Below are 17,481 nucleotides of genomic sequence, written 5' to 3'. Positions count from 1 at the left end.
CGCGTAGCAGGCACAGCCCTTGCAAAGTCGTGTGTATCTGCCCAACAAAAACTATCGGTTTTACGGAGATCGCACCATGAAGCGTCGCAGCTTGATCAAGGCTTTCACTTTGTCGGCATCCATTGCCGCCATGGGCATGACCTGGACCCTCCAGGCCGCCGAGACCATCAAGGTCGGCATCCTGCACTCGTTGTCCGGGACCATGGCGATCTCCGAAACCTCGCTCAAGGACATGGCGCTGATGACCATTGACGAGATCAACGCCAAGGGCGGTGTGAACGGCAAGATGCTCGAACCGGTGGTGGTCGACCCCGCGTCCAACTGGCCGCTGTTCGCTGAAAAAGGCCGCCAGTTGCTGACCCAGGACAAGGTCGCCGTGGTGTTCGGCTGCTGGACCTCGGTGTCGCGTAAATCGGTCTTGCCGGTGTTCGAAGAGCTCAATGGCCTGCTGTTCTACCCGGTGCAATACGAAGGCGAAGAGATGTCGCCGAATGTGTTCTACACCGGCGCGGCGCCGAACCAGCAGGCGATCCCGGCGGTGGAGTACCTGATGAGCGAAGAAGGCGGCGGCGCCAAGCGCTTCTTCCTGCTGGGCACCGACTATGTGTACCCGCGCACCACCAACAAGATCCTGCGCTCGTTCCTGCATTCCAAAGGCGTGGCGGACAAAGACATCGAAGAGGTCTACACCCCGTTCGGCCACAGCGATTACCAGACCATCGTCGCCAACATCAAGAAGTTCTCCGCCGGCGGCAAGACCGCAGTGATTTCCACCGTGAACGGCGACTCCAACGTGCCGTTCTACAAGGAACTGGCCAACCAGGGCCTGAAGGCGACCGAGGTACCGGTAGTGGCGTTCTCCGTGGGTGAAGAGGAGCTGCGCGGCATCGACACCAAGCCACTGGTGGGCAACCTCGCGGCCTGGAACTACTTCCAGTCGGTGGAGAACCCGGTGAACCAGAAGTTCGTGGCCGACTGGAAAGCCTACGCCAAGAAACACAACCTGCCAGGCGCAGACAAGGCCGTGACCAACGACCCGATGGAAGCCACCTACGTGGGCATCCACATGTGGGCGCAGGCGGCGGAAAAGGCCAAGTCCACCGATGTCGACAAAGTGCGCGAAGCCCTGGCCGGCCAGACCTTCGCCGCACCGTCCGGTTTCACCCTGACCATGGACAAGACCAACCACCACCTGCACAAGCCGGTGATGATCGGCGAAATCCAGGCTGACGGGCAGTTCTCGGTGGTGTGGCAGACCAATGAGCCGATCCGTGCACAACCGTGGAGCCCGTACATTCCGGGCAATGACAAAAAGCCCGATTACGCCGTGAAGAGCAACTAAGCCCCACCACAGGCCAAATGTGGGAGGGGGCTTGCTCCCTCCCACACTGTCCGTGCATGACTAGGACACTTGTTTATGCCCGCTGCCCTCAATCGCTATTTACTCGCCTTGCTGTTGTTGCTGCCTTTGGCCGCACACGCCAGCGACGCCGAAGACTTCATCAACGCCAACCCGGCGCAGCAAGCCAAGCTCCTCCAGGACTGGGCCGCCCAGCCAGACCCGGCGCGCATCGAACTGGTGGACGCCCTGCAACAAGGCCAACTCACCGTCAACGGTGAAACCAAGACCGTACGCCTGAACAACCGCCTGCGCGGCCTGATCGATAATGTACAGGCCAGCCAGCGACTGCTTGCGGCCGATCCCAAGGTACGCCTTGATGCGGCGCGCACCCTGCAAAAAAGCGCGGTGCCGGCCCAGCTTAAATTCCTCGACCAGCAGCTCGCCACCGAGCCCGATGAGCAAGTGCACAGCGCCCTCAGCCTGGCCCTGGCCAACCTGCAATTGGTCGACAGCGACCCGGTGGTGCGCCTGGCCGCCGTGCGCTTGCTCGGCAGCACGGGCGACCCGCTGGCCCGCACGCGCCTGGAGACGTTGCTCGCGCCCGGCGTCGAAACCGAAGCCACCGTGCATACCGCCGCCGAGACCAGCCTGGCCCAGGTCAAACGCAAATTGATGGTCGGGGAGATCCTCGGCCAAGCCTTCAGCGGCATGTCGCTGGGCTCGATTCTGCTGCTCGCGGCCCTGGGCCTGGCGATCACCTTCGGCCTGCTGGGGGTGATCAATATGGCCCACGGCGAAATGCTGATGCTCGGCGCCTATTCCACCTACGTCGTGCAGTTGCTGATGCAGCGCTACGTGCCCCAGGCCATCGAGTTCTACCCGCTGATCGCGCTGCCGGTGGCTTTTTTTGTCACGGCCGCCATCGGCATGGCGCTGGAGCGTACGGTGATTCGTCACTTGTATGGCCGCCCGCTGGAAACCCTGCTCGCCACCTGGGGCATCAGCCTGATGCTGATCCAACTGGTGCGGTTGGTGTTCGGCGCACAGAACGTCGAAGTGTCCAACCCCGCCTGGCTGTCCGGGGGCATTCAGGTGCTGCCCAATCTTGTGCTGCCGTACAACCGCCTGGTGATCATTGCCTTCGCGCTGTTCGTGGTGGTGCTGACCTGGCTGTTGCTGAACAAGACGCGCCTGGGTCTCAACGTGCGCGCCGTCACCCAGAACCGCAACATGGCCGCCTGCTGCGGTGTGCCGACCGGGCGGGTAGACATGCTCGCCTTTGGCTTGGGGTCCGGCATTGCGGGGCTGGGCGGCGTCGCCCTGAGCCAGATCGGCAACGTCGGCCCGGACCTGGGCCAGAGCTACATCATCGACTCGTTCCTGGTGGTGGTGCTTGGCGGTGTGGGCCAGCTTGCCGGCAGCGTCACGGCGGCCTTCGGCCTGGGCATCGCCAACAAGATTCTTGAACCGCAGATCGGCGCCGTGCTCGGCAAGATCCTGATCCTCGCGCTGATCATTCTGTTTATCCAGAAACGCCCGCAAGGACTCTTCGCACTGAAAGGACGGGTGATCGACTGATGAACCAGCCATTGATGCTTACGGCCGCACAGAAAGCCGGCCCCAAGGTGACGATCACCGTCGGCGCGATCCTGCTCGCGGTGCTGCTGGCGCTGCCGTTGCTGTCGCTGTTGCCGGCGGAAAACGTCTTTCATATCTCCGCCTACACCCTGACGCTGGTGGGCAAGATCCTCTGCTATGCCATCGTCGCCCTGGCGCTCGACCTGGTGTGGGGCTACGCCGGGATGTTGTCCCTGGGCCACGGTTTGTTCTTCGCCCTGGGCGGTTATGCGATGGGCATGTACCTGATGCGCCAGGCGTCCGGCGATGCGTTGCCGGCGTTCATGACCTTTTTGTCGTGGACCGAATTGCCCTGGTACTGGGCGGGTACCCAACACTTCTGGTGGGCGCTGTGCCTGGTGGTGCTGGCGCCAGGGCTGCTGGCCCTGGTGTTCGGCTTCTTCGCCTTCCGCTCGCGGATCAAGGGCGTGTATTTCTCGATCATGACCCAGGCCCTGACGTTTGCCGGGATGCTGCTGTTCTTTCGCAACGAGACCGGGTTCGGCGGCAACAACGGCTTTACCAATTTCCGCAGCACCCTGGGCTTCGGCATCACCGAGCCGGGCACACGGGCGGTGTTGTTCGTGGCCACGGTACTGCTGCTGGTGACGAGCCTGTACCTCGGTTGGCGCCTGGCCCAGAGCAAGTTCGGCCGGGTGCTCACCGCGTTGCGTGATGCGGAAAACCGTCTGATGTTCTGCGGCTATGACCCGCGCGGCTTCAAGCTGTTCGTGTGGGTATTGAGCGCAGTGTTGTGCGGCTTGGCGGGGGCGTTGTATGTGCCGCAAGTGGGCATCATCAACCCCAGCGAAATGTCGCCGACCAACTCCATCGAAGCCGCCGTTTGGGTGGCCCTGGGCGGGCGCGGCACCTTGATCGGCCCGTTGCTCGGCGCCGGCGTGGTCAATGGCATGAAGAGCTGGTTCACCGTGGCCTTTCCGGAATACTGGCTGTTCTTCCTCGGGGCGTTGTTCATTCTCGTCACCCTGTACCTGCCCAAGGGCGTTATCGGCCTGCTGAAGAAATGAGGAACGTCATGCTTGAACCTATTTTCGACGCGGGCAGCGGCCGCGAGGCCATCGGTATCGGCCAGGCTGCGGGCAAGGGCCTGAACACCCGCCACGGCACCATCCTGACCCTGGAAGACATCAGCGTCAGCTTCGATGGCTTCAAGGCCTTGAACGACCTCAACCTGTACATCGGCGTCGGCGAGCTGCGCTGCATCATCGGCCCCAACGGCGCAGGCAAGACCACGCTGATGGATGTGATCACCGGCAAGACCCGGCCCAGCCACGGCAAGGCCTGGTTCGGCGAAACCCTGGACCTGACCGGCATGAGCGAAGTGCAGATCGCCCAGGCGGGTATCGGCCGCAAGTTCCAGAAACCCACGGTATTCGAAGCCCTCACGGTGTTCGAAAACCTCGAGTTGGCGCAGAAGACCGACAAGTCCGTCTGGGCCAGCCTGCGCGCACGCTTGAGCGGCGAACAGAAAGACCGCATCGATGAGGTGCTCGACACCATCCGCCTCACGGCCTCGGCACAGCGCCCGGCCGGGTTGCTGTCCCACGGGCAGAAGCAGTTTCTGGAGATCGGCATGCTGCTGATGCAGGACCCGCAACTGTTGCTGCTGGACGAACCGGTGGCGGGCATGACCGATGCCGAAACCGAATTCACCGCCGAACTGTTCAAGGGCCTGGCGGGCAAGCATTCGTTGATGGTGGTGGAGCATGACATGGGCTTTGTCGGCTCGATTGCCGACCACGTCACCGTGTTGCACCAGGGCAGCGTGCTGGCCGAGGGGTCGCTGGAGCAGGTGCAGGAAAATGAGCGGGTGATCGAGGTCTACCTCGGTCGCTGATCGTTCCCACGCTCCGCGTGGGAATGCCGCCCTGGACGCTCCGCGTCGTTTCATTAGGAGGTTTGAGAATGCTGCAAGTCGACAAGCTGCACCAGTACTACGGCGGTAGCCATATCCTGCGCGGTCTGTCGTTTGACGTGCAGATCGGCGAAGTCACCTGCTTGCTCGGCCGTAATGGCGTGGGCAAGACCACCCTGCTCAAATGCCTGATGGGCCTGCTGCCGGCCAAGGAAGGCGCGGTGACGTGGGAGGGCAAGCCGATCACCGGGTTCAAGCCGCATCAGCGCGTACATGCTGGCATTGCCTACGTGCCCCAGGGCCGGGAAATTTTCGGCCGGCTGACGGTGGAAGAAAACCTGCTGATGGGCCTTTCGCGCTTCCCCGGTGCCCAAGCCAAGGAAGTGCCGGCCTTTATCTACGAGCTGTTCCCGGTGTTGCTGCAGATGAAGCACCGGCGCGGAGGGGATTTGTCCGGCGGCCAGCAGCAACAGTTGGCCATCGGCCGCGCCTTGGCGAGTCGCCCGCGGTTGTTGATTCTCGATGAGCCCACCGAAGGCATTCAGCCCTCGGTGATCAAGGAAATCGGCGCGGTGATCAAGAAACTCGCGGCACGCGGTGACATGGCGATTCTCTTGGTGGAGCAGTTCTACGACTTCGCCGCTGAACTGGCCGACCAGTACCTGGTGATGTCCCGTGGCGAAATCGTGCAGCAGGGCCGGGGTGAAAATATGCAAAGCGAAGGTGTACGCGGGCTGGTAACCATCTAATCTGTAGCGTCCTAACGATAAGCACAAAACCATGAACCTGCCCGTTACCCCTGCCCTGTTCACCCCCAGCTGGCGCGCCGAGCTGGAACTCGGCTATGCGCGTTTCGGCGACACCACCCGCCCGGTGCTGCGCCGCCACCTCGGCCCGCTGCGCGTGCAAAAACACCTGTACGCCGAAGGCCCCGAGGTGTGCCAGCACATCATCGTGCACCCGCCGGGCGGCATTGCCGGCGGTGATCGCCTCGACATCAGCGCGCAGGTTGCCCAAGGCGCCTGGGCACAGTTGACCAGCCCCGGCGCGGCCAAGTGGTACCGCGCCAGCGGCCCGGCGTTTCAGCAGTTGAATTTGCGCGTGGAGGCCGGCGCGACCCTGGAATGGCTGCCCCAGGAAACCATCGTATTCAGCGCCGCCCAGGCCGAACTGAGCACGCGCATCGAACTGCACGGCGATGCGCGGTTGTTCTACTGGGACGTGGTCGCCCTCGGGCGCCCGGCCAGCGGCGAGCGGTTCGACCTCGGCCACTTTCAATCGCACCTTGATATCCGTCGCGACGGCCAGTTGCTCTGGCATGAGCGCCAGCGCATTGTGGGCGGCGATGGGCTGCTGGATTCGCCTATCGGGCTGGATGGGCAACCGGTGTTTGCCACACTCCTGGTGACCGGTGAAATCGATGCTCAATTGCTCGAACACTGCCGCTCACTGCCCAACGCGGTGCGCGGCGATTTGACCCAACTGCCCGGTTTGCTGGTCGCGCGCTGCCTGGCCAGTGAAGCGCTGCTGGCACGGGGATGGTTGATTGAATTATGGAAACTGTTGCGCCCGGCGCTGCTTGGCCGCGAAGCAGTCGCCCCGAGAATCTGGAGCACATGAAGATCAAAATGTGGGAGGGGGCTTGCCCCCGATGGCGGTGGGTCAGTAACAGATGTATTGGCTGACACCCTGCTATCGGGGGCAAGCCCCCTCCCACACTTGATCTCCATTGTATTTATGAATGTATTTCACGACGGACTGAACCATGGATTTGACCCCACGGGAAAAAGACAAACTGTTGATCTTCACCGCCGGCCTGGTAGCCGAACGCCGCCTGGCGCGTGGGGTGAAGCTTAACTACCCGGAAACCATCGCCTATATTTCCGCCGCGCTGATGGAAGGCGCCCGCGATGGCCGCACCGTGGCCGACCTGATGCACTACGGCACGACCCTGCTCAGCCGTGAGCAAGTGATGGAAGGCATTCCGGAAATGATCCCGGACATCCAGGTGGAAGCCACCTTCCCGGACGGCACCAAGCTGGTCACTGTCCATCAACCCATTGCGTGAGGCGCGGCAATGATTCGTGATGCTACCGAGCAAGACCTGCCGGCAATCCGCGATATCTACAACGACGCGGTGTTGAACACCACGGCGATCTGGAACGAACAGCCGGTCGACCTGGCTAACCGCCAGGCGTGGTTCAGCGCCCGCCAGGCCCAGGGCTATCCGATCCTGGTGGCGGTGGAAAACGCCGAGGTCACCGGCTATGCCTCGTTCGGCGACTGGCGGCCCTTCGAAGGCTTTCGCTACAGCGTCGAGCACTCGGTGTACGTGCGCAACGACCAGCGCGGCAAGGGCCTCGGCCCGCGCTTGATGCAGGCCCTGATCGAACGCGCGCGCAGCGGCGGCAAACAGGTAATGGTGGCGGCCATCGAAAGCGGCAATCTGGCCTCGATCCGCCTGCATGAACGTCTGGGCTTCATCACCACCGGGCAGATGCCGCAAGTGGGTATCAAGTTCGGCCGCTGGCTCGACCTGACCTTTATGCAACTGGCCTTGAACCCGGGCGCCGAACCGCCCAAGGAGTGAGATCGATGAGCGCTGCGCAACTGCGTCGAGTCAATGCTGAAAGCTTTGCCCATTACCGCCTCGGCTTGATCGAGCTGTTGCTGGACGCGGTCCGACATGGCGCCTCGGTGGGCTTCATGGCCGACTTCGATGAGACCCAGGCCCGCGCGTACCTGAGCGGTGTGCAAGCCGGCATCGAAGACGCCAGCCTGTTGCTGTGGGTGGTGGTGCGCGATGAACAGGTGGTCGCCAGCGTGCAGTTGGCGCTGTGCCAGAAAGCCAATGGCCTGAACCGTGCCGAGGTGCAGAAGCTGCTGGTGCACAGCCGTGCGCGGCGCCACGGCCTGGGGCAGCAATTGATGAATGCCCTGGAACTCGCCGCACGCCAGCACAAGCGCGGCTTGCTCTACCTCGACACCGAAGCCGGCTCCGGCGCCGAGGCCTTCTACCAGTCGCTGCGCTACACCAAGGTCGGCGAATTGCCCGACTACTGCCAAAGCCCGGACGGGCGCTACAGCCCGACCGCCATTTACTTCAAGACCCTGGGGCAACCTGCATGATTCCTGGCGAATTCCAGATCCAGCCTGGCGAGATCGAACTGAACGTGGGCCGGCGCACCATCAGCCTGAGCGTGGCCAACAGTGGCGACCGACCGATTCAGGTGGGCTCGCATTATCATTTTTTCGAGACCAATGATGCGCTGACCTTCGACCGCGCCGCGAGCCGTGGCATGCGCCTGAATATTCCGGCGGGCACGGCGGTGCGGTTTGAGCCGGGGCAGAGTCGGGAGGTGGAGTTGGTGGATTTGAGCGGTGGAAGGCGGGTGTTCGGGTTTGCCGGTCGGATCATGGGCGACCTCGACTGATCGTTCCCACGCTCCGCGTGGGAATGCCGCCATGGACGCTCCGCGTCCGCTCTTAACATCGTGACGCAGAGCGTCACAGGATGCATTCCCACGCAAAGCGTGGGAACGATCGAGGACACACACATGAAGATTTCCAAACAAGCCTACGCCGACATGTATGGCCCCACCGTTGGCGACAAGGTCCGCCTGGCCGACACCGAGCTGTTCGTCGAAGTCGAGCAGGACTTCACCGTCTATGGCGAGGAAGTGAAATTCGGCGGTGGCAAGGTGATCCGTGACGGTCAGGGCCAGAGCCAGTTACTCGCCCATGAAGTGGTCGACACCCTGATCACCAACGCGCTGATCATCGACCACTGGGGCATCGTCAAGGCCGATGTGGGCCTGAAGAACGGCCGCATCCACGCCATCGGCAAAGCCGGCAACCCCGACATCCAGCCCGGCGTGACCATGGCCATCGGCGCCAGTACCGAAGTGATCGCCGGCGAAGGCATGATCCTCACCGCCGGCGGTATCGACTCCCATGTGCATTTCATCTGCCCGCAGCAGATCGAAGAGGCGCTGACCAGCGGCGTCACCACTATGATTGGCGGCGGCACGGGACCTGCCACCGGCACCAACGCGACCACCTGCACCTCAGGGCCTTGGCACCTGGCGCGCATGCTGCAAGCCAGTGATTCGTTCCCGATGAACATCGGTTTTACCGGCAAGGGCAACGCGAGCCTGCCCGAGCCGTTGATCGAACAGGTCAAGGCCGGCGCCATTGGCTTGAAGCTGCACGAAGACTGGGGCACCACGCCCGCCAGCATCGATAACTGCCTGAGCGTCGCCGATGAATACGACGTGCAGGTGGCAATCCACAGCGACACCCTCAACGAATCCGGCTTCGTCGAAACCACCCTCGCCGCGCTCAAGGGCCGCACCATTCACACCTATCACACCGAGGGTGCCGGTGGCGGACATGCGCCGGACATCATCAAGGCCTGCGGCTTGCCGAACGTGCTGCCCAGCTCCACCAACCCGACGCGGCCGTTCACCCGCAACACCATCGACGAACACCTGGACATGCTGATGGTCTGCCATCACCTCGACCCGAGCATCGCCGAAGACGTGGCCTTCGCCGAAAGCCGCATCCGTCGCGAGACCATTGCCGCCGAAGATATCCTGCACGACCTCGGCGCGTTCTCGATGATCAGTTCCGACAGCCAGGCCATGGGCCGCGTCGGCGAAGTGATCACCCGCACCTGGCAGACCGCCGACAAGATGAAAAAACAGCGTGGCGCCCTGCCCGGTGACGGGCCGGGCAACGACAACTTTCGCGCCAAGCGCTATATCGCCAAGTACACCATCAACCCGGCGATCACCCATGGCATCAGCCATATTGTCGGCTCCATCGAAGTTGGCAAATGGGCCGATCTGGTGCTGTGGCGCCCGGCGTTCTTCGGGATCAAACCCACGCTGATCCTCAAGGGCGGCGCGATTGCCTCCAGCCTGATGGGCGATGCCAACGCTTCGATTCCGACACCGCAGCCGGTGCATTACCGCCCGATGTTCGCCAGCTTCGGCAGCTCACTGCATGCCACCAGCTTGACCTTTATCAGCCAGGCAGCGCAGAAGGCCGGCCTGCCCGAGGCCCTGGGTTTGAAAAAGCAGATTGCGGTGGTCAAGGGCTGTCGCGAGGTGCAGAAGAGCGACCTGATCCATAACGATTACCTGCCGGATATCGAAGTGGACCCGCAGACGTATCAGGTCAAGGCCGATGGTGTATTGCTGTGGTGTGAACCGGCTGAAGTACTGCCGATGGCGCAGCGCTATTTTCTGTTCTGACTACCGCCTCACTGTAGGAGCAGGCGGGCGGCTAGCCCTTGCTCGCGAAGAACGTCAACGATAACGCGTATAACCTGAATAAACGCGGCGTCCTTGAGTGCTTCGCGAGCAAGCTCGCTCCTACATTAAGGCAGCTTAGAACTGCTCGCGCGGATTGAAGTTGGCTTTCTTGGCCAGCTCCTGCCACAACGCTTTCACCTCGTCGCTACCTGCCGGCGGCATCACCGCCTTGAGCTGCACGAACAGGAAACCACGCTGGCCAGCCTTGTTCAGCAACCCGTGGCCCTTGGCGCGCATGCGCTGGCCGTTCTGGCTGCCGGCGGGCACCTTGAGGTTGATCTTGCCGGTCAGCGTCGGCACCGTGACTTCCGTGCCCAGCGCCAATTCCCACGGCGCCAGCGGCAGGTTGATCACCAGGTTTTCGCCATCCACTTCGAACTTGGCGTGGGGCGCGAACTTGATGATCAGGTACAGATCACCGTTGGCACCGCCGCCAATACCGGGCGCGCCCTGGGCCTTGAGGCGGATGCGTTCACCGTCGGCCACACCGGCCGGGATCTTCACGTTCAGGCTCTTGACCGTATTGCTCACGTGCCGGCCCGAAGCATCGTACTGAGGCACCTGGAAGCTGATCTGCTTGGACTCGGTGGACAGCGTCTCCTCGAGGGACACCGACAACTGCATCTCCACGTCCTGGCCCTTGCGTCCGGCAGGGCGGCGTTGGCCGCCGCCGAAGCCGTCGCTGCGCGCGCCGAAGATCGAGCTGAAGAAGTCCGAAAAATCCTCAGTGCCCGCGCTACCGCCAAAACCGCCACGGCTCTGCCAGCCAGGTGGCCCCTGGAACGGCTGACCGTGCTGGCCATATTTGCGCAACTCGTCGTACTCGGCACGCTTGTCCGCGCTCTTGAGGGCTTCATAGGCTTCGGACGCGTCCTTGAACTTGGCTTCGGCGTCTTTTTCCTTACTCACGTCCGGGTGATATTTGCGCGCGAGCTTGCGATAGGCGGCTTTGATTTCCTTGTCGTCGGCGCTCGGCTCGACACCCAGAATCTTGTAGTAGTCTTTAAAATCCATCGGTGGTTCACCATCCTTAAACGAGATCGCACAGCCCGGACACAAGGTGCGCTGGTTTGCACGTGTTGAGTCTTGCGGCCTGGGGTGCGTCGGAGTTTTACAGGCACTTGCCGTATGCACCAGATGTGGGGGCGAATCGCGCGCTTTCAAGCACTATTTAACGGATGGTCGGCCTACGCATCCGGCGTCGACTGGCATACACTGCGCGGCCGTTTTGCAACCGGAACCCGATCGACATGAAAAACCCATCCCCAGCCCGTGCCTGCGGCATCGACTTCGGCACGTCCAACTCCACCGTCGGCTGGATCCGCCCCGGCGAGGAGACGCTTATCGCGCTGGAGGACGACAAGATCACCCTGCCGTCGGTGGTGTTCTTCAACTTCGAGGAACGCCGCCCGGTGTACGGTCGCCTGGCGCTGCACGAATACCTGGAGAACTACGAAGGCCGCTTGATGCGCTCGCTCAAGAGCCTGCTGGGTTCCAAGCTGATCAAGCACGACACCAGCGTATTGGGCACGGCGATGCCGTTCACCGACCTGCTGGCGCTGTTCATCGGCCAGCTCAAGAGCCGCGCCGAAGCCACCGCCGGCCGCGAGTTCGAAGAAGTGGTGCTGGGGCGCCCGGTGTTTTTCGTCGATGACGACCCGATGGCCGACCAGGAAGCGGAAAACACCCTGGTCGACGTGGCCCGCAAGATCGGCTTCAAGGACATCTCGTTCCAGTACGAACCGATTGCCGCCGCGTTCGACTACGAGTCGACCATCGAAAAAGAAGAACTGGTGCTGATCGTCGATATCGGCGGCGGTACCTCCGACTTCTCCCTGGTGCGCCTGTCACCGGACCGTCGTCACAACGACAACCGCCAGAGCGATATCCTCGCCACCGGTGGCGTGCACATCGGCGGTACCGACTTCGACAAGCAGCTCAGCCTGCAAGGCATGATGCCGCTGTTCGGCTACGGCAGCCGCATGAAAAGCGGCGCCTACATGCCTACCAGCCATCACATGAACCTGGCCACCTGGCACACCATCAACTCGGTGTACTCGCAGAAATCCCAGCTGGCCCTGAGCAGCATGCGCTACGACATCGAAGACACCGGCGGCATCGACCGCCTGTTCAAGCTGATCGAACAGCGTGCCGGGCACTGGCTGGCGATGGAAGTGGAAGAGACCAAGATCCAGCTGACCCATGAAGACAGCCGCCTGGTGTTGCTGGACCGGGTTGAGCCTGGCTTGAGCGTGGAACTGAGCCGCAACCTGTTCGAATCGGCCATCGATGGCCTGCTCGAGCGCGTGCGCAACAGCGTGACCCAACTGCTCAACGACGCCTCGGTGGATGTGGCTCAGGTGGACACGGTGTTCTTCACCGGTGGTTCCAGCGGGATCCCGGCACTGCGTCACAGCATCTCGGCGATGCTGCCGAATGCGCGGCATGTGGAAGGTAATATCTTTGGCAGTATTGGCAGTGGGTTGGCGATTGAGGCCAGCAAACGTTACGGTTGCTGAATTTCACCTGAAACACCGTGGTGACTTCATCGGGGGCAAGCCCCCTCCCACCTTTGATTTGTGAACACGGTCAAAATGTGGGAGGAGGCTTGCTCCCGATGGCGTCAGCCCAGGCAACACAAAACCTAAACCATCCCACCCAGCTTCAACTCACTCTTCAAATACGCATAATAAATCGGCCCCGCCACCACCCCCGGCAGCCCGAACGCGGCCTCAAACACCAACATCGCCAGCAGCAACTCCCACGACTTGGCACTGATCTGCCCACCGACGATGCGTGCGTTGAGGAAGTACTCGACCTTGTGGATCACGATCAGATACCCCAGCGCCGCCACCGCGACCCAGATCGACAGCGACAACGCGACAATCGTGATCAGGGTGTTGGACATCAGGTTGCCGATCACCGGCAGCAGGCCGAGCAGGAAGGTCAACACGATCAGGGTTTTGGTCAGCGGCAGGTGAATGCCACACAGCGGCAGCACCACGGCGAGGAACACGGCGGTGAAAGCGGTGTTGAGCGCGGCGATCTTGATCTGGGCGAAGACGATGTTGCGAAAGGCCTGGACCAACAGGTGCAGGCGGTCGAACAACGCGGCGGCCAGGGGTTTGCGCTTGGTCAGGTCGGGCACGCGCTGCAAGGCGATAATCGCGCCGAGCACCATGCCAATCAGCAAGGTGACGAACATGTGGGCCGCGTCTTTGCCGACCAGTTGCAGTTCGCTCAGGTGTTTGCTCAGCCAGTCGCCGATGGCCACGCGGAATTCGGCGGCGCTGGCGGGCAGATAGGCATCGATGGACGGCGGTAACTGGCCGCGTGCGCGGTCGACCACGTGCATGAATTTATCCAGCGAGGCGCCGGGGTTTTCCGCTTCGTGCAGCAGGAAGCTGATCGCGCCGGCGAAGATCAGCGTGAGCACGCTGACGATCAAGGTACCCAGCAAGGCCACCGCCAGCCAGCGCGCGCGCCGCCCTTCGATCAGCCGCTGCAGCTGGGGCGTAAGCATGTTGACCAGTTCATAGACCAACAGGCCAGCAAGCAGGCTGGGCAGCAGTTTCAGCGGCAGCACCAGCAGCAACCCGCCGAAAATGATGATGTAGCTGGACAGCAACAACACATGACGCTGAGAAAACGTTGGCATACAGCCTCAAAACGAACGGCGTTAAAGGATGTGCAGGAGCGAGCTTGCTCGCGAAGGTCGCCAACGATAACGCGTTTATTCTGAATAAACGCGGGGGTAATGGAGTTCTTCGCGAGCAAGCTCGCTCCTACAGGGGGCTGTGTACGAGTGTCGCAGCCTTCTATGGCCTGGGGCTATCAATTCTTCAGGCAAGTACTCATGAAGGTCTTGCGCGCATCACCGGCCAACGCCTTGGTTTTCGCCGACGCGTTGCAATCCTTCATCTTCTGCTGCTGCGGGGTCAGGGTCTTGGCGTCATTGGCCGCCGGGGCCGACAGGCAGGTCTTCATGAAGGCCTTGCGCTCGTCGCCCTTGAGGGTCTTGGTAGAGGCTTCGGCATTGCAGGTGGTCATTTTGTTTTGCTGGGCGGTGGCGGCAAAACCCTGGGAACACAGCAGCAGGCTCATCATGATCAACGGAATACGCAGCATCTTCATGGAGTTTTCTCCCGGTTACCGTGCCGAAGGGCGCGGCCTACAGCGCAGTGTAGTCAAAACTCGTTACAACTTCACCGGCCATGGATATTCCAGTCGCCGCGATGCCAGTACACGGAGTGCTCATGACACATCCGGTTAAATCCGATAAAACTTTTCGCCCCTTGCGCGACTCACAACCTGGAGCGATCACGCCGGCAGAGCGTGGCGTAAAACCGGATTAGCCCCAGGAGATTGAGATGACTGAAGCACACTTGACTGACGTTGCGACCCTGCGCAGCCGCGCCCGCCAGAACGTCGAAAACGGTGCCGTGACCGAAGGCTATGACGCCGACCGCGAAGAAATCATCCGCCTGCTCAACGCATCGTTGGCCACAGAGCTGGTCTGCGTGTTGCGCTACAAGCGTCATTACTTCATGGCCAGCGGCCTGAAAGCCAGCGTCGCCGCCGACGAGTTCCTGGAGCACGCCACCCAGGAAGCCGAACACGCCGACAAACTCGCCGAACGCATCGTGCAACTGGGCGGCGAGCCGGAGTTCAACCCCGACCTGTTGTCGAAGAACTCCCACGCACAATACGTGGCGGGCAACTCGCTGAAGGAAATGGTCTACGAAGACCTGGTGGCCGAGCGCATCGCGGTGGACAGCTATCGCGAGATCATTCAGTACATCGGCGATAAAGACCCGACTACCCGTCGCATCTTCGAAGACATCCTGGCCCAGGAAGAAGAACACGCCGATGACATGGCGGATATTCTGCAGGGTCTGTAACCCGTAACACCGCAATACCACTGTGGGAGGGGGCTTGCCCCCGATGGCAGTGTCTCAGTCAAAGATTGATTGGCTGATACACCGCAATCGGGAGCAAGCCCCCTCCCACATTTGGTTTCAGGTGCAGTCCGTTATTTACTTCACGGTTTTCGGCGCCTTGCCTTCTCGCATCTGTTGCAACAATGGTGCGCACGCATTCGGCTCGCCGCCACTTGGGGCGACCAGTGCGAGCAATCCGGCAGCCGGGCCGGCGATCACACCCAGGGCGACCATGCCCGCGCCGCGCAGCGCCAGGGGGATGGCTTTCACGCCGGCATTGGGCTTGATGAACGGCCCGTTCACGTACAACGGCGAGCGCAGGGAGAACAGACGAAAGCCCTTGGACTCCGGCGTAATGGTCAGGTCCAACTGCTCGGTCGCCATATTCGCTGTACCATCGACGTAGATGATCGCGTTCTCGGTATCAAACACAAACAAGCGTGTCGTTGCCAAACCGGTCTTGATGCCGAAGTCCGCCGCCGCGCAGTTGATCTTCACTTCCTTGTCGCCAAACAGGCGCCCCACCACGTAGTTGCCCACGTTAAGGCCGGCGATTTCCATCAGGCCACGGCTGATGGCGCCGTCGTTGATCAGCATCTTCAAGTCACCGTTGGCCGTGCCCAGCAGCGCCGCCACGGAGTTGCCGCGCCCGGCAATATCGGCGTCGCCGTTGAGTTCACCAAAGCTGGTTTTCATCGGCTCAAAGGTCGGGAACAGCTGTTTGAGCTTGAAGTTACGCGCCGTGAGTTTCGCGCGGCCTTCCATCGGCGTGGTGCGGCCGTTCAAGCGGATCTGCGCATCGAGCTTGCCGCCGGCCACGCCGAAGCGCAGGGGTTCAAGGCTCAGCTCACCATCGTTGAGTACCAGGTGCGTGTAGAGATCGGTGAAGGGCAGGTCGGCGCTGTGCACAATGCGTTTGCCAGTGAATTCCACGTCGGCATCCATCTCGCGCCAGCGCTCGGTGCGGAACTCTTCCACCGGCAAGACTTTGGTGGCCGGTTGTTTGCTTTCGCCGCCACGGGCTTTCTGCTTGGCGTTGGAGTCGGCGCCGATCAAGGGTGCCAGGTCATCCATCAGCAGCTGGTTGGACACCAGCGCGCCGCTGAGCTTGGGCCGTGGCTGGCTGGCAACGTAGGCGAGGTTGCCGTGGATGTCGCTGTTGCCGATCTTGCCGTTGAAGTTTTCATAACGAAATGAAGCGCCGCTGGCTTCGTGCAGCTTGGCGATCAAATGACCGTCGGTTGAGTACGCCGGCGAATCGGGCAGTGTCACGCCAGTCAACGGGTAGAGGTTGCCGAGGCTGCTGCCCGACAGCTTCAGGCGCAGGTCGAGGGCGCCGAGGTTGAGCGGGTCGGTCAGGGTGCCGGCCAGGGCGATGCGGGTGTCGGCGATCTGAACCTGGGCCTGCAGCGGGAAAGGCTTGGCCGCGTCCTGCAAGGCGAGCAACCCGCCGATCTTGCCGGTGCCGGCGAGCGCCTGGCCATGGTACTGGCCTTTGACCTTGAGGCCGAACGCATAGTCCTGCGGCGCCGAGCCTTTCTCCAAGACCTTTTTGGCATCGGCGTCACCGACGATTTCACCGAAAGGAATCGGTTTGCCCAGCGGGTCGATGATCACATCGAGGCGGGTCTTGAGGGTCTGGTCGTCGAGGGTGACGTGGCCCTTGTCGAAGCCGATGGCGCCGATGTCCACCACCCAGCTGGAAGGCTCGGCGTCGGGGTCCTTGGGGTCGAACGTGAAGGTCCAGTTGGCCCGGCCGTCCGCCAGGCGCTGCAGGTCGGCGCTCGGTTCGGTGAGGTCGATACGCGGGATCACCACGCGTTGTGCCAGCAAGGCCAATGGCGAAATACGCAACTCGACTTTCTTCAGCGTGACCATCTGCGGCTGCTTGGACCAGTCGGGGTTACCCAGGCTCAGGTCTTCGGCAATCACATGGGGCCACGGCACCCACGCGCGCCAGCCGCCTTCGTCGGGCTCACGCTGCCACACCACCGCCAAGTTGCCATTGATGGCGAACGGGCGGTGCAACTCTTCGGAGACCTTGGCATTGAGGGGGGGCTTGATGCGGTTCCAGTCGAAGAACACCAGGACCAATACCGCGATGGCAATCAACAGAACGAAGCTGGCGCAGCTCCAAGCGACAATTTTTCGAGTGCGCGTCATTGCACAGGACTCCTGAATACGACTGGCTGGGCAACAGCCTTTGACACAGCTTATAGGACTACGACTGGCAAAGTGCCCGGGGGTTTAACGCAACGGCCGATTTAGCCGAAAAAAGCGATTTTCCTGATCAAACAGACAAGGTTGATCATCAACGACGCACCATTGTTACCCAGGTTCGTGTCGAAAATACCCACCCCGGTGCAAAACCGCGTGCTTGAGAGGCGC

At 61.8% G+C, this 17,481-nt stretch carries 17 protein-coding genes; 13 read left to right on the top strand and 4 right to left on the bottom strand.

What is annotated here, in order from left to right; genetic code table 11:
- Positions 1 to 76: 76 nt before the first annotated feature.
- From urtA to ureC, 11 genes are all read left to right on the top strand, one after another.
- On the top strand, positions 77 to 1,342 hold the full coding sequence (gene urtA / locus C4J91_RS02925; protein ID WP_124361074.1) for an urea ABC transporter substrate-binding protein: 1,266 nt from the start codon (positions 77 to 79) through the stop codon (positions 1,340 to 1,342).
- Between the two features lie 75 nt (positions 1,343 to 1,417).
- On the top strand, positions 1,418 to 2,920 hold the full coding sequence (gene urtB, locus C4J91_RS02920) for an urea ABC transporter permease subunit UrtB (RefSeq protein WP_124361073.1): 1,503 nt from the start codon (positions 1,418 to 1,420) through the stop codon (positions 2,918 to 2,920).
- Positions 2,920 to 3,987 (top strand): urea ABC transporter permease subunit UrtC, encoded by a 1,068-nt coding sequence (gene urtC / locus C4J91_RS02915; RefSeq protein ID WP_124361072.1) that lies wholly within the window; start codon positions 2,920 to 2,922, stop codon positions 3,985 to 3,987. The genes urtB and urtC overlap by 1 nt, the downstream gene beginning before the upstream one ends.
- Positions 3,984 to 4,817, top strand: coding sequence for an urea ABC transporter ATP-binding protein UrtD (gene urtD / locus C4J91_RS02910; protein WP_164484508.1), 834 nt, complete (start codon positions 3,984 to 3,986; stop codon positions 4,815 to 4,817). Before urtC ends, urtD begins: the two co-directional genes overlap by 4 nt.
- 68 nt (positions 4,818 to 4,885) lie before the next feature.
- Positions 4,886 to 5,584 carry an urea ABC transporter ATP-binding subunit UrtE gene (urtE, locus tag C4J91_RS02905; RefSeq protein ID WP_124361070.1) on the top strand — a complete coding sequence of 233 codons (699 nt, stop codon included), beginning with the start codon at positions 4,886 to 4,888 and terminating at the stop codon, positions 5,582 to 5,584.
- 31 nt (positions 5,585 to 5,615) lie between these two features.
- Positions 5,616 to 6,455 carry an urease accessory protein UreD gene (locus tag C4J91_RS02900; protein ID WP_124361069.1) on the top strand — a complete coding sequence of 280 codons (840 nt, stop codon included), beginning with the start codon at positions 5,616 to 5,618 and terminating at the stop codon, positions 6,453 to 6,455.
- A gap of 145 nt (positions 6,456 to 6,600) precedes the next feature.
- Positions 6,601 to 6,903 (top strand): urease subunit gamma, encoded by a 303-nt coding sequence (ureA, locus tag C4J91_RS02895; RefSeq protein WP_003171437.1) that lies wholly within the window; start codon positions 6,601 to 6,603, stop codon positions 6,901 to 6,903.
- Between the two features lie 9 nt (positions 6,904 to 6,912).
- Complete coding sequence (locus C4J91_RS02890; protein WP_124361068.1) at positions 6,913 to 7,425, top strand: GNAT family N-acetyltransferase; 513 nt, start codon at positions 6,913 to 6,915, stop codon at positions 7,423 to 7,425.
- A 5-nt stretch (positions 7,426 to 7,430) separates the two neighbouring features.
- Positions 7,431 to 7,964, top strand: coding sequence for a GNAT family N-acetyltransferase (locus C4J91_RS02885; RefSeq protein WP_124361067.1), 534 nt, complete (start codon positions 7,431 to 7,433; stop codon positions 7,962 to 7,964).
- Positions 7,961 to 8,269, top strand: a complete 309-nt coding sequence (locus C4J91_RS02880) for an urease subunit beta (RefSeq protein ID WP_124361066.1) — start codon at positions 7,961 to 7,963, stop codon at positions 8,267 to 8,269. The genes C4J91_RS02885 and C4J91_RS02880 overlap by 4 nt, the downstream gene beginning before the upstream one ends.
- Positions 8,270 to 8,392: 123 nt before the next feature.
- The gene (ureC, locus tag C4J91_RS02875) at positions 8,393 to 10,093 is read left to right on the top strand and encodes an urease subunit alpha (protein ID WP_124361065.1); all 1,701 of its coding nucleotides are present in this window, start codon (positions 8,393 to 8,395) and stop codon (positions 10,091 to 10,093) included.
- A gap of 135 nt (positions 10,094 to 10,228) precedes the next feature.
- Here ureC and C4J91_RS02870 read toward each other — a convergent pair whose 3' ends face one another.
- Complete coding sequence (locus C4J91_RS02870; RefSeq protein WP_124361064.1) at positions 10,229 to 11,167, bottom strand: DnaJ C-terminal domain-containing protein; 939 nt, start codon at positions 11,165 to 11,167, stop codon at positions 10,229 to 10,231.
- Between the two features lie 236 nt (positions 11,168 to 11,403).
- Here C4J91_RS02870 and C4J91_RS02865 point away from each other — a divergent pair, with 236 nt between their 5' ends.
- The gene (locus C4J91_RS02865) at positions 11,404 to 12,672 is read left to right on the top strand and encodes an Hsp70 family protein (RefSeq protein WP_124361063.1); all 1,269 of its coding nucleotides are present in this window, start codon (positions 11,404 to 11,406) and stop codon (positions 12,670 to 12,672) included.
- A gap of 125 nt (positions 12,673 to 12,797) precedes the next feature.
- On the opposite strand, the gene C4J91_RS02860 is transcribed toward C4J91_RS02865, so the two are convergent.
- Both C4J91_RS02860 and C4J91_RS02855 read right to left on the bottom strand, forming a co-directional pair.
- Positions 12,798 to 13,811: an AI-2E family transporter gene (locus C4J91_RS02860; RefSeq protein WP_124361062.1), complete on the bottom strand. Its 1,014-nt coding sequence runs from the start codon at positions 13,809 to 13,811 to the stop codon at positions 12,798 to 12,800.
- Positions 13,812 to 13,987: 176 nt separating this feature from the next.
- Positions 13,988 to 14,287: a PsiF family protein gene (locus tag C4J91_RS02855; protein WP_124361061.1), complete on the bottom strand. Its 300-nt coding sequence runs from the start codon at positions 14,285 to 14,287 to the stop codon at positions 13,988 to 13,990.
- 236 nt (positions 14,288 to 14,523) lie between these two features.
- Here C4J91_RS02855 and C4J91_RS02850 point away from each other — a divergent pair, with 236 nt between their 5' ends.
- Positions 14,524 to 15,054, top strand: a complete 531-nt coding sequence (locus C4J91_RS02850; RefSeq protein WP_124361060.1) for a bacterioferritin — start codon at positions 14,524 to 14,526, stop codon at positions 15,052 to 15,054.
- 135 nt (positions 15,055 to 15,189) lie between these two features.
- On the opposite strand, the gene C4J91_RS02845 is transcribed toward C4J91_RS02850, so the two are convergent.
- Positions 15,190 to 17,256, bottom strand: coding sequence for an AsmA family protein (locus C4J91_RS02845; protein ID WP_124361059.1), 2,067 nt, complete (start codon positions 17,254 to 17,256; stop codon positions 15,190 to 15,192).
- Positions 17,257 to 17,481: the final 225 nt, after the last annotated feature.

Source organism: Pseudomonas sp. R3-52-08 (assembly GCF_003851745.1).
In the GTDB taxonomy this organism is placed as follows: domain Bacteria; phylum Pseudomonadota; class Gammaproteobacteria; order Pseudomonadales; family Pseudomonadaceae; genus Aquipseudomonas.
Note: the sequence above shows the minus strand (reverse complement) of the source record. Positions and strands in the feature narration are given on the sequence as shown.